This is a genomic window from Streptomyces sp. NPDC050439, from assembly GCF_040655335.1.
GTDB lineage: Bacteria > Actinomycetota > Actinomycetes > Streptomycetales > Streptomycetaceae > Streptomyces.
In genome coordinates this window covers 494,660-506,711 of the sequence record NZ_JBFAJT010000003.1, presented here as the reverse complement: position 1 = coordinate 506,711, position 12,052 = coordinate 494,660, and the positions used below count along the sequence as shown (strand labels likewise).

Genomic DNA, 12,052 nt, shown 5'->3' with positions numbered 1-12,052 from the left:
CGGAGCGGCGGTCCAGTCAGTTCAGTCCCGCACGCCGCAGACGTGCAGCAACGCGGCCACCCGCCGATAGGGATCCGTACGCCCGGCCCGCTCCTCGGCGGCAAGCAACGCCGCCAACTCCGCGTCCTCCGACGGCGGAACCGCATCATCCGCCGCGCCATCGGTGAAGACCCGCACCCCGTACCAGGCATGCAGCGGCGCCGCGATCCCCGCCAGTGAGGCCGAGACGGCGTCGAGCCGGTCGGCCCGCGCCTCGAGCCCGATGCGATTGCGGTACACGGTGGAGTCGAAGGCGCCCATCGCCCCCGCCCAGTCCCCGGCGAGCCCCGGCCGCATGGCCAGCGCGTCCGCGTTCCGCACGAGAAGGGAGAGCAGCCCACCGTGTGCCAGCATCCGGGCCAGGCCCGCCAGCAGCGCGTCCGGCTCCTCGACGTACATCAGGACGCCGTGGCACAGCACGACGTCGAAGCTGCCCGGCAGGAAGTGCACCCCGGTCTCGCGCCCGTCGCCCTCGACGATGCGCACCCGGCCCTGGATCCCCTCGGGCTCGGCGGCGAGCGCGGCGCGCGCCGCGGCCACCATCGCCGGATCCTGCTCGACGCCGGTGACCTTGTGCCCGGCGCGGGCCAGCCGCAGGGCCTGCGTGCCCTGGCCCATGCCCACGTCGAGCACCCGCAGCCGCTGCCCCACGGGGAAGCGCCCGGCTATCTGCTCGTCGAGCTGCCGGGTCACCAGCTCCTGGCGTACGGCGTTACGAAGGCCGCCCAGCTTCTCCAGCCACGCGGCGGCCCCGCCGGCGAATCCGCTCAGGGCCGCTCTCCGCGCTTGACCTGCGGCTTCGGCAGACGCAGACGGCGCATCTGGAGCGTACGCATCAGGGCGTAGGCGACCGCGCCCTTCTTGCTCTCGCTCGGGAAGCGCTCGTTCAGGCGCTTCTTCAGGCGCACCGCCGTCGTCACCGAGTCCACGATGATCAGGACGATCACGAAGAGCCAGAGAAGAAGCGCGATGTTCTGCAGCTGCGGGATGCGGACCATGCTCAGCACGAGGATGATCACCGCGAGCGGCAGGAAGAACTCCGCGATGCAGAAGCGCGAGTCGACGAAGTCACGCGCGAACTTGCGCACGGGCCCCTTGTCGCGGGCGGGCAGATAGCGCTCGTCACCGCTGGCGAGCGCCTGACGCTGCTTGTCCATCTGGACGCGGCGTTCATTGCGCTGCCGCTTGGCCGCCTCCTTGCGCGTCACAGGCGTGTTGGCCACGCTGCGGCGCTGGGTCTGGGCCTCACTGCGCTTGGGCGTGGGGCGGCCCTTGGGGGCCTGCGGGTCACGGGGCTGCTGGGAGTCGGTCACCGGGGCCTTGGCTACCGGGGCCTTCTCGTCCTTGGATCGGCTACGGAACACAAAACCCAAGGGTACGGGGTGCGGACGTGTGGACCCCAGCCCCACGGGGAACGATCCGGCAACACCGGGCGTCTTGATTGTGTGGCTAAGGGGACGTTCCGTGTGGTTTACAAGTGGTTTTCGGGCAGTTCCCGGGGGTGCACCTACTCCCTACGCCTGAGCCCGGCCGGACACAGTCGTCCTTGGGGATGAGCGCATCCGCACGCGAACAGTGCGGTAATGGATGCAGGGCCCGTACTGTGGGTTCTGAGCAGTACCTGGAGCTGGAAGTCCGTCAGAAGGGGGCGCGCGAAGCCCATGAGCGGTGTCATGAAGCGTATGGGGATGATCTTCCGCGCGAAGGCGAACAAGGCCCTTGACCGGGCCGAGGACCCGCGCGAAACCCTCGATTACTCGTATCAGAAGCAGCTCGAGCTGCTGCAGAAGGTGCGCCGTGGTGTCGCCGACGTGGCGACCTCGCGCAAGCGCCTGGAGCTGCAGCTGAGCCAGCTCCAGAAGCAGTCCTCCACCCTTGAGGACCAGGGCCGCAAGGCCCTCGCCCTCGGCCGTGAGGACCTGGCCCGCGAGGCGCTCTCGCGCCGTGCGGCCCTGCAGCAGCAGGTGACCGACCTGGAGACGCAGCACCAGACGCTCCAGGGCGAGGAGGAGAAGCTCACCCTCGCGGCGCAGCGCCTGCAGGCCAAGGTCGACGCCTTCCGCACGAAGAAGGAGACGATCAAGGCCACGTACACCGCCGCCCAGGCGCAGACCCGGATCGGCGAGGCCTTCTCCGGCATCTCCGAGGAGATGGGCGACGTCGGCATGGCGATCCAGCGCGCCGAGGACAAGACCGCGCAGCTCCAGGCGCGGGCGGGCGCGATCGACGAGCTCCTGGCCTCCGGTGCTCTCGACGACTCCTCCGGGCTCGCCAAGGACGACATCCAGTCCGAGCTGGACCGCCTCTCCGGTGGTACTGATGTAGAGCTGGAACTGCAGCGGATGAAGGCGGAACTCGCCGGAGGCTCGACGTCGAAGCAGGCCATCGAGCCGGGCCAGGGTCAGCCCCAGGCCCAGCAGCCGCAGGACACCCCGCGCTTCGACAAGCAGTAGTTCACCGCTCACGTCCGAGGAGGGCGACATGATCGTACGGATCATGGGGGAGGGGCAGGTGAAGCTGGCCGACGGCCACTTCGCCGAACTGAACAAGCTGGACGACGAGTTGCTCGCCGAGATGGAGAGCGGCGACGAGTCCGGCTTCCGCCGGACGCTGAACGCGTTGCTGGACAAGGTCCGGGAGCTGGGCGACCCCCTCCCGGACGACGCCCTCGAACCCTCAGAACTGATCCTTCCCGGCCCGGACGCGACGCTGGACGAGGTCCGGGAAATGCTGAGCGACGACGGCTTGATCCCCGGTTAGACCCTGGACAACCAGGCCGCCCGGGGAGTCGGAGCTCAGCCATGACATAGGGCAAGGCGACGCGTGACCACTCTCGGGCGAGGCCGCTGCTGGGCCAAGGCGCACCCGCTGGCCGTGGACGGAACCCTCGCGGCAGCCGTCCTCGTATGCATGGTCATCGGCTCCTTCGTGGAGCCGTACGGCCATGACGGCGGCCCCTCCTGGGGCACCCGCACCCCGGGCACCCTCAGCCTCGTCCTGATGCTGCTCGGCGCCTCCGCGCTGATCTTCCGCCGCCGGGCCCCCTGGATCGTGCTCGCGGCGACCTGCACCTGCACCGTCGTCGACCTGATCACCGGCGAATTCCGCGGAAGCGTCGTCATGAGCGCGGTCATCGCCCTCTACACCGTCGCCGCCACCACCAACCGCCCCACCACCTGGCGCATCGGCGTCATCACCATGACCGGGCTCACCGCGGTCGCGATGCTGGCGGGCCCCCTGCCCTGGTACGCGCAGGAGAACCTCGGCATCTTCGCCTGGACCGGCATGGCCGCGGCCGCCGGTGACGCCGTCCGCAGCCGCCGCGCCTTCGTGGACGCCATACGCGAGCGCGCCGAACGCGCGGAACGCACCCGCGAGGAGGAGGCCCGGCGCCGCGTCGCCGAGGAACGGCTCCGCATCGCCCGCGACCTGCACGACGTGGTCGCCCACCACATCGCCCTCGTCAACGTCCAGGCGGGAGTCGCCGCCCACGTCATGGACAAGCGGCCCGACCAGGCCAAGGAAGCCCTCTCGCACGTACGCGACGCCAGCCGCTCCGCGCTCAACGAACTGCGCGCCACCGTCGGCCTGTTGCGGCAGACCGGCGACCCCGAGGCCCCCACCGAGCCGGCCCCGGGCCTGGCCCGCCTCGACGACCTCGTCGAGACCTTCCGGCACGCGGGCCTCCCCGTCGAGGTGACCTGCGACGACACCGTGGCCGACCTGCCCGCCGGAGTCGACCTGGCCGCCTACCGCATCATCCAGGAAGCCCTCACGAACGTGCAGAAGCACGCGGGTACGGGCGCCAAGGCCGAGGTCAGCGTCATCCGCGTGGGGCCGAACGCCGAGGTCACGATCCTGGACGACGGCGGGGGCGAGAAGAAGGAACCGGCCGGTGAGAGCGACGGCGGCGGCCACGGCCTCCTCGGCATGCGCGAGCGCGTCAGCGCCCTGAACGGCCGCTGCACCGCCGGACCCCGCTACGGCGGCGGCTTCCGCGTCCATGCGATCCTGCCGGTCACGGCAACGCCGGTCACCCCGGCAGAGGGAGGGACCGCGTGACGATCCGGGTGCTGCTGGCCGACGACCAGGCCTTGCTGCGCAGCGCGTTCAAGGTGCTCGTCGACTCCGAGCCCGACATGGAGGTCGTCGCCGAGGCGTCGGACGGCGCGGAGGCCGTCGAGCTCGCCAGATCCGCGGCTGCGGACGTCGTCCTGATGGACATCCGCATGCCCGGCACGGACGGCCTCGCCGCCACCCGGCTGATCAGCGCCGACCCCGGGCTCGCCCACGTACGCGTGGTCATGCTGACGACCTTCGAGGTCGACGAGTACGTGGTGCAGTCGCTGCGCGCCGGTGCCTCCGGCTTCCTCGGGAAGGGCGCGGAGCCGGACGAGCTGCTCGGCGCCATCCGGATCGCGGCCGCCGGAGACGCCCTGCTCTCCCCGGTGGCGACGAAGGGCCTGATCGCCAAGTTCCTCGCGCAGGGCGGCAGTTCGGACGAGGAGGGCGGGGTGCGCGGCGAGCGGCTCGACGCGCTCACCGGGCGTGAGCGCGAGGTGCTCGTACAGGTCGCGGGCGGTCACTCGAACGACGAGATCGCCGAGCGTCTCGAGGTCAGCCCGCTCACCGTGAAGACGCACGTGAACCGTGCGATGGCGAAGCTGGGCGCCCGCGACCGGGCACAACTCGTCGTGATCGCCTACGAATCGGGCCTGGTACGTCCAAGGGTGGAGTGATTGCGGGCGCGACGTACTGCACTCGCAGTATGCGCCGTATAAGAACGGGTCCTCGGAGTGACGATTCCTGCTCTGGACATGGCAGATCGTGTAGGGGGCACCGGCCCTGCCGGTGCCGTTCCTGCGCAGTACGCCACAGAGAGAGACCACCATGTCCTGGCTGTCCCGGTTCAGCCTCGCCCAACGGGCCCTTGTCGGGCTGATATCGATCATCGCGCTCGTCTTCGGCGCCATCGCGATCCCTCAGCTCAAGCAGCAGCTGCTGCCCTCCATCGAACTGCCGATGGTGTCCGTCCTGGCCCCGTATCAGGGCGCGTCCCCCGATGTGGTGGAAAAGCAGGTCGTCGAACCCCTCGAGTCCTCGATCGACGCCGTCGACGGCATCACCGGCATCACCTCCACGGCGAGCGAGGGCAACGCCGTGATCATGGCCCAGTTCGACTACGGCAGCGGCTCCAAGCAGCTCGTCGCCGACGTCCAGCAGGCCGTGAACCGCGCCGGGGCCCAGCTCCCCGACGACGTGGACCCGCAGGTCATCGCGGGCTCCACGGACGACATCCCGACCGTGGTCCTCTCCGTCACCTCCGACAAGGACCAGCAGGCGCTCTCCGACCAGCTCGACCGGACCGTCGTGCCGTCCCTCAAGGACATCGACGGCGTCGCCCAGGTCACCGTCGACGGCGTGCGTGACCTCCAGGTCGACGTCATCCCGGACGACAAGAAGCTGGCGAAGGCGGGCCTGACCCCGGCCGCGCTCGGCCAGGCGCTCCAGGCAGGCGGCGCCACGCTCCCCGCGGGCTCCTTCGACGAGGACGGCAAGAACCGCACCGTCCAGGTCGGCGGCGGCTACACCTCCCTGAAGCAGATCCAGGACCTGATGGTCGCCCCCGAGGCCAAGCCGGGACAGCGCCCCGCCAAGCCGGTGCGCCTCGGTGACGTCGCCACGGTGAAGCAGGCGCCCTCCGAGGCCACGTCCATCACGCGCACCAACGGCAAGCCGAGCCTCGCCCTCGCGATCACGATGGACCAGGACGGCAGCGCCGTCGCCATCTCCGACGAGGTCAAGGACAAGCTGCCCGGCCTGCGCAAGGACCTGGGGGCGGGCTCCGAACTGACGGTCGCCAGCGACCAGGGCCCGGCGGTCTCCAAGTCCATCGACGGCCTCACCACCGAGGGCGCCCTCGGCCTGGTCTTCGCGGTCCTGGTGATCCTGGTCTTCCTCGCGTCGATCCGCTCGACGCTGGTCACCGCGGTCTCCATCCCGCTCTCGGTCGTCCTCGCCCTGATCGTGCTGTGGACGCGGGACCTCTCGCTCAACATGCTCACGCTCGGCGCGCTGACCATCGCCATCGGCCGAGTCGTCGACGACTCGATCGTGGTCCTGGAGAACATCAAGCGTCACCTCGGCTACGGCGAGGAGCGCGAGGCAGCGATCATCACCGCGGTCAAGGAGGTCGCGGGCGCCGTGACGTCCTCGACCCTGACGACCGTCGCGGTCTTCCTGCCGATCGGCCTGACCGGCGGCATGGTGGGCGAGCTCTTCGGCTCCTTCTCGCTGACGGTCACGGCGGCGCTCCTGGCCTCCCTGCTCGTCTCGCTGACGGTCGTGCCGGTCCTCTCGTACTGGTTCCTGCGTCCCCCCAAGGACGTCCGGGGCGCCGACCCGGAGGAGGCCCGCCGCAAGGCCGAGGAGAAGGAGGCGAAGAGCAGGCTCCAGCGCTTCTACGTCCCGGTCCTGCGGTTCGCGACCCGTCGCCGCTTCACCAGCCTCGTCATCGCGGTCGTGGTCCTCGTGGGCACGTTCGGCATGGCACCGCTCCTGAAGACCAACTTCTTCGACCAGGGCGAGCAGGAAGTCCTGACCATCAAGCAGGAGCTGAAGCCGGGCACCAGCCTGGCGGCGTCCGACGCCTCGGCCAAGAAGGTCGAGAAGATGCTGGACGGTCTCGACGAGATCAAGGACTACCAGGTCACGGTCGGCTCCTCCGGTTTCATGGCGGCCTTCGGCGGCTCCACGGACACCAATCAGGCCTCGTACACCCTGACGCTCAAGGACAAGTCCTCGTACGACAAGACGCAGGACAAGGTCGAGGCGGAGCTCGGCAAGCTCTCCGGCATCGGGCAGACGTCCATCGCGGCCGGTGACGGCTTCGGCAGCCAGGACCTGAGCGTGGTCGTCAAGGCCGCCGACGGCGATGTGCTGCGCAAGGCGTCCGACGAGGTGCGGGACGAGGTCGCGAAGCTCGACGACGTCACGGACGTGCAGAGCGACCTGTCGCAGAGCATCCCGCGGATCTCGGTCAAGGCGAACGCCAAGGCCGCCGCGGCCGGGTTCAACGAGACCACCCTCGGCCAGGCCGTCGCCCAGGCGGTCCGCGGCACCGAGAGCGGCAAGGCGATCCTGGACGACACCGAGCGCGACGTCGTGGTGAAGTCCAAGCAGTCGGCGCAGACCCTCGCGGAGCTGCGGAAGCTGAACCTCGGCGCCGTGAAGCTCGGTGAGATAGCGGACGTCGAGCTGGTCGACGGCCCGGTCTCGATGACCCGCATCGACGGCGCCCGCGCCGCGACGATCACCGCGAAGCCGACCGGCGAGAACACCGGCGCGGTCAGCGCCGACCTCACCAAGAAGCTCGACGCGCTGAAGCTGCCGGACGGCGCCACGGCGTCCATCGGCGGCGTCTCCGAGGACCAGGACGAGGCGTTCGCCTCGCTCGGCCTCGCGATGCTCGCGGCCATCGCGATCGTCTTCATGCTGCTCGTGGCGACGTTCCGCTCGCTCGTGCAGCCGCTGATCCTGCTTGTCTCGATCCCGTTCGCGGCCACGGGCGCGATCGGTCTGCTGATCGCCACCGACACCCCGATGGGCGTCCCGGCGATGATCGGCATGCTCATGCTGATCGGCATCGTGGTGACGAACGCGATCGTCCTGATCGACCTGATCAACCAGTACCGCGGGCAGGGTCACGGCGTGGTCGACGCGGTCATCGAGGGCGGCAGGCACCGCCTCCGCCCGATCCTGATGACGGCCCTCGCGACGATCTTCGCCCTGCTCCCGATGGCTCTCGGCATCACGGGCGAGGGCGGCTTCATCGCCCAGCCGCTCGCGGTGGTCGTCATCGGCGGCCTGATCACCTCGACGCTCCTCACCCTCCTCCTCGTCCCGACGCTGTACGCGATGGTCGAGCTCCGCAAGGAGAAGAGGCGCGGGAAGCGGGAGGCTAAGCGGGCGAAGAAGGCGGGTGTTCCGCCGCAGGCGGGTGCGGACTCCGGGGACCAGGAGCCCGCGACGGTCTAGCACCACCCGCAAGGAGCGCAGAACGAGGTAAGGGGCACCCGGCAATGCCGGGTGCCCCTTACGCACATGCACAGCAGGCCTACGGCAGGGCCAGCATCCGCTCCAAGGCCAGCTTCGCGAACTGCTCCGTCTCGCGGTCGACCTCGATCTGGTTGACCAGCTTGCCCTCGGCCAGGGACTCCAGGGCCCAGACCAGGTGCGGCAGGTCGATCCGGTTCATGGTCGAGCAGAAGCAGACCGTCTTGTCGAGGAAGACGATCTCCTTGTCCTCGGCGGCGAAACGGTTCGCCAGACGGCGCACGAGGTTCAGTTCGGTCCCGATCGCCCACTTGGATCCGGCGGGGGCCGCCTCCAGTGTCTGGATGATGTGCTCCGTGGAGCCCACGTAGTCCGCCGCGGCCACGACCTCGTGCTTGCACTCGGGGTGCACCAGGACGTTCACGCCGGGAATCCGCGCGCGCACGTCCTCGACGGACTCCAGCGAGAAGCGCCCGTGCACCGAGCAGTGCCCGCGCCACAGGATCATCTTCGCGTCACGCAGCTGCTGAGGCGTCAGGCCGCCGTTCGGCTTGTGCGGGTTGTAGAGCACGCAGTCGTCGAGCGAGAGGCCCATGTCGCGGACCGCGGTGTTCCGGCCGAGGTGCTGGTCGGGCAGGAAGAGGATCTTCTCGCCCTGCTCGAAGGCCCACTCCAGGGCCCGCTTGGCGTTGGACGAGGTGCAGATCGTCCCGCCGTGCTTGCCGGTGAAGGCCTTGATGTCGGCCGATGAGTTCATGTACGAGACGGGCACGACCTGCTCGGCTATCCCGGCCTCGGTCAGCACGTCCCAGCACTCCGCGACCTGCTCGGCGGTGGCCATGTCGGCCATCGAGCAGCCGGCGGCCAGGTCGGGCAGGACGACCTTCTGGTCGTCGGTGGTCAGGATGTCCGCGGACTCGGCCATGAAGTGCACGCCGCAGAAGACGATGTACTCCGCCTCCGGCCTGGCGGCCGCGTCCTTGGCCAGCTTGAAGGAGTCGCCGGTGACATCCGCGAATTGGATGACCTCGTCGCGCTGGTAGTGGTGGCCGAGAACGAAGACCTTCTCGCCGAGCTTCTCCTTGGCGGCACGGGCGCGTTCCACCAGGTCGGGGTCGGAGGGCGACGGCAGATCGCCGGGGCACTCCACGCCGCGCTCGCTCTTGGGGTCGGCCTCGCGGCCGAGCAGCAGCAGAGCGAGCGGTGTGGGCTGAACATCGAGTTCCACAAGGTCCACGGGGGACTGGGCGGTGGTCACGACACGCACCCTTTCTGAATGTGATGAGCGCGGCGGCAGCCGCTCCGGTGGAGCCGGTGCTTGCACCGGGGAGCCTTCTCGTCTAATTGACGTTATCTATCATAACCGCTTCACGTCAGTTTGACGATGGCCATAGTGTCGATGTGACGCGTTCGCCTCCGACGGGTCGATGCCCCGCCGGGCGGCATGTGCGAGCATGAAGGGACAGACAGCCGAGAGACAGTCGACAGACAGCCGGGAGACACAGCACTCGGCCCGGAATGAATCCGCGGCCCCGATGGTTGCAACCGTCGGCAAGCAGTCTCCGTACAACCCGGGAGAGAAGCAGATGTCCGTATCGGACGAGACCACCACCGTGAGCGACGGCATCCTCCTGTCCGACGCCGCCGCGGCCAAGGTCAAGGGCCTTCTGGAGCAGGAGGGCCGGGACGACCTGGCGCTGCGCGTCGCCGTTCAGCCCGGCGGCTGCTCCGGCCTTCGCTACCAGCTGTTCTTCGACGAGCGCTCGCTCGACGGCGACGTGGTCAAGGACTTCGACGGCGTCAAGGTCGTCACCGACCGGATGAGCGCCCCGTACCTGGGCGGCGCCTCCATCGACTTCGTCGACACCATCGAGAAGCAGGGCTTCACGATCGACAACCCGAACGCCACGGGCTCCTGCGCCTGCGGCGACTCGTTCAGCTAGACCGGCACGGACCCAGCCGGGTCCGACCACACGAAAGGCGGCCCCCGAAGCACTTCGGGGGCCGCCTTCGTGTGGGTCAGCGAATGTTCCTGCTCGCGCGGCTACTTGCGCGGCACCGTCCCGCCGCCCTTCGCGTCCACGACCTTGCGGTCGCCGAGCGGCTGGTCCAGGGTCACGGTCTCGGTGAACTCCTTGGCCATCATCACGCAGACCTCGCCCTTCTTGTGGGTCTCGGTCACCTCCACGCGCACGCTGCCCTTGCTCTCGTCGGCCGAAGCCGAGTAGTCGCTGCAGACGCCGCCCCAGAAGTGCAGCGTCAGGGACTTGCCGTCCGCGCGGTAGGACTCGACGCGCGCGGTCGGGTCCTGCTCGCCCTTGCCCGGCTTCTCGGTGGGCGTCGGGGCGGCGGACGGCGTGTTCGGCGACGTGAGGAACTTCGGCTCCACGGCCGTGTGCGTCACCGTGAAGGTGTCCTGCGCGCCCTGCGGCTGCACGTCGAAGAGCCAGGAGGGCACGAGCGCCTGGCGCCCGTCCACGAACTGCACCGCGAGCCCGAAGGTGGCGCCCTTCACCGTGACCGGCTGCGGCTTCGGAGGCGCGGAGGAGGGCTCCTCGCACGGCGCCTTCGTCCCCTCCTCGACCGCGGGGCCCTCACCCTCCGAGCTGTCCGCGGTGTCGCCCGCGGGGTTCGGCACCGCCGACGCGCAGCCGCCGATGCCGACCCGGCCGCCGGCGTCGCCCGACGCGTTGAGCTGCTCCAGGGTCTTCCCGGCGCTGATCACCGGGTAGGTGTCGCCCTTCTCCGGCGCCTTCAACTGGCCGCTGCCGCCGACCACTTGGCCGTCCGAGCCGACCTGGATGCCGGTCGACCAGCCGTACGTCGGCAGGCCGCCCACCTTCGGGTCGGCGTTCACCACCCGTACGCCGCCCATGAGTTGGCCCGCGTCCAGCTTCGCGTCGTCCTGGCCGACGGCCTTCAGGACCGGCGCCGCCGCCTTCTTCGCCGCGCTCTCGCCGACCGCGTCACCCTCGCCGTTCGGCGCGGAGGACGTTCCCGAGTCCTCCGAACAGGGCTTGCCCTTCTTGCAGTTGTCGCTGCCACCGGTGGTGTACTTCGTGAACGTCCAGGTGGCGGGCGCCTGCTTGCTCACCTGGAGCGAGGGTCCGGAACCGTCCTTCGTGGGGCCGATCTTCCAGGCGCCGTCCTGCGACGTGGGCTTGCCGGTGACTCCGAGAGCCTTGGCCAGCTCGGTGACCTGGTCCTGGCTGACGGTGCCCCGCGCGTGGTACACGGGCGCCTCGTCGGGGCCGCCGGGCAGCTTGCCCTCGGCGCGGTAGGTGGCGCCGCTCGGGTCGGGCTCTCCCGGGGCGATGCCGTTCGTGCTGCCGGTGCCGCCTTCCTGCCGGTCGCCGTCCGTGTGGCCGTCGAGGGCAAGGGGCGGGGGCGTGCCGCCGCCGGCGGCGGGAGAACTGCCGTTGCCGTCGCTGCCGCCTGAGGCGGTGGCGGCGAAGTACGCGCCGCCGCCACCGACGAGCAGCACCGTGGCCGCCACCGACGCGACGGCAAGGCGGGAACGCCGCCGGTGCTGCTCGGCCGCGTCATGGTCGGGTCGCTCGGTGCTCACCGCATCGCTCCTTCGACTGCACTGCTGTCCCTGGAGGCCCATGGGCGGGCCTCGTTCGTATTCCGCGTCCCCTTTACGGGGGACAGCGGTGGGACGCAGCGGGGGAGCGCGCGGTTCCCTCGGCGCGCGCCGATGCCCCTGGCTCAGTCGCCGTACTCGGACATGCCGTCGATCAGCCGCGCGGAGGCGGACGGAACGCTGACGCCATGGATCAGCGCGGGCGACACCGGGGCGGTCGCGGTGGCCGCGGGGGTCACCCAGTGCGGGGCCATACGGGCGCAGTCGCCGCGCAAGGTCTCCAGGGACTCGGCGGGCAGCTCTGCGGGACGGGCGTTCACGACATGCTTCGAGATAACGGCCATAACCGCACCGTACGCATCACACACCTCG

General features: G+C 69.9%; 11 protein-coding genes. 6 read left to right on the top strand and 5 right to left on the bottom strand.

What is annotated here, in order from left to right:
• Positions 1 to 21: 21 nt before the first annotated feature.
• On the bottom strand, positions 22 to 732 hold the full coding sequence (locus AB0I66_RS15315; protein ID WP_363208306.1) for a class I SAM-dependent methyltransferase: 711 nt from the start codon (positions 730 to 732) through the stop codon (positions 22 to 24).
• Between the two features lie 74 nt (positions 733 to 806).
• Positions 807 to 1,481, bottom strand: a complete 675-nt coding sequence (locus AB0I66_RS15310; protein ID WP_363208686.1) for a DUF3043 domain-containing protein — start codon at positions 1,479 to 1,481, stop codon at positions 807 to 809.
• A gap of 219 nt (positions 1,482 to 1,700) precedes the next feature.
• Here AB0I66_RS15310 and AB0I66_RS15305 point away from each other — a divergent pair, with 219 nt between their 5' ends.
• From AB0I66_RS15305 to AB0I66_RS15285, 5 genes are all read left to right on the top strand, one after another.
• Positions 1,701 to 2,492 carry a PspA/IM30 family protein gene (locus AB0I66_RS15305; protein ID WP_351159509.1) on the top strand — a complete coding sequence of 264 codons (792 nt, stop codon included), beginning with the start codon at positions 1,701 to 1,703 and terminating at the stop codon, positions 2,490 to 2,492.
• 28 nt (positions 2,493 to 2,520) lie between these two features.
• Entirely contained in the window at positions 2,521 to 2,799 is a 279-nt protein-coding gene (locus AB0I66_RS15300) for a hypothetical protein (protein WP_363208305.1), read from the top strand.
• Between the two features lie 63 nt (positions 2,800 to 2,862).
• Positions 2,863 to 4,101, top strand: coding sequence for a sensor histidine kinase (locus AB0I66_RS15295; RefSeq protein ID WP_363208304.1), 1,239 nt, complete (start codon positions 2,863 to 2,865; stop codon positions 4,099 to 4,101).
• Entirely contained in the window at positions 4,098 to 4,778 is a 681-nt protein-coding gene (locus AB0I66_RS15290; protein WP_363208303.1) for a response regulator transcription factor, read from the top strand. The genes AB0I66_RS15295 and AB0I66_RS15290 overlap by 4 nt, the downstream gene beginning before the upstream one ends.
• A 151-nt stretch (positions 4,779 to 4,929) precedes the next feature.
• Positions 4,930 to 8,076, top strand: a complete 3,147-nt coding sequence (locus tag AB0I66_RS15285; protein WP_363208302.1) for an efflux RND transporter permease subunit — start codon at positions 4,930 to 4,932, stop codon at positions 8,074 to 8,076.
• A gap of 79 nt (positions 8,077 to 8,155) precedes the next feature.
• Here AB0I66_RS15285 and nadA read toward each other — a convergent pair whose 3' ends face one another.
• Positions 8,156 to 9,352: a quinolinate synthase NadA gene (nadA, locus tag AB0I66_RS15280; protein WP_363208301.1), complete on the bottom strand. Its 1,197-nt coding sequence runs from the start codon at positions 9,350 to 9,352 to the stop codon at positions 8,156 to 8,158.
• A gap of 328 nt (positions 9,353 to 9,680) precedes the next feature.
• Here nadA and AB0I66_RS15275 point away from each other — a divergent pair, with 328 nt between their 5' ends.
• Complete coding sequence (locus AB0I66_RS15275; RefSeq protein ID WP_030933606.1) at positions 9,681 to 10,037, top strand: iron-sulfur cluster assembly accessory protein; 357 nt, start codon at positions 9,681 to 9,683, stop codon at positions 10,035 to 10,037.
• A 101-nt stretch (positions 10,038 to 10,138) separates the two neighbouring features.
• Here the strand turns inward: AB0I66_RS15275 and AB0I66_RS15270 are convergent, their stop codons facing one another.
• Positions 10,139 to 11,662, bottom strand: a complete 1,524-nt coding sequence (locus AB0I66_RS15270; RefSeq protein ID WP_363208300.1) for a hypothetical protein — start codon at positions 11,660 to 11,662, stop codon at positions 10,139 to 10,141.
• Between the two features lie 143 nt (positions 11,663 to 11,805).
• The gene (locus tag AB0I66_RS15265; protein ID WP_363208299.1) at positions 11,806 to 12,024 is read right to left on the bottom strand and encodes a hypothetical protein; all 219 of its coding nucleotides are present in this window, start codon (positions 12,022 to 12,024) and stop codon (positions 11,806 to 11,808) included.
• Between the last annotated feature and the right edge of the window lie 28 nt (positions 12,025 to 12,052).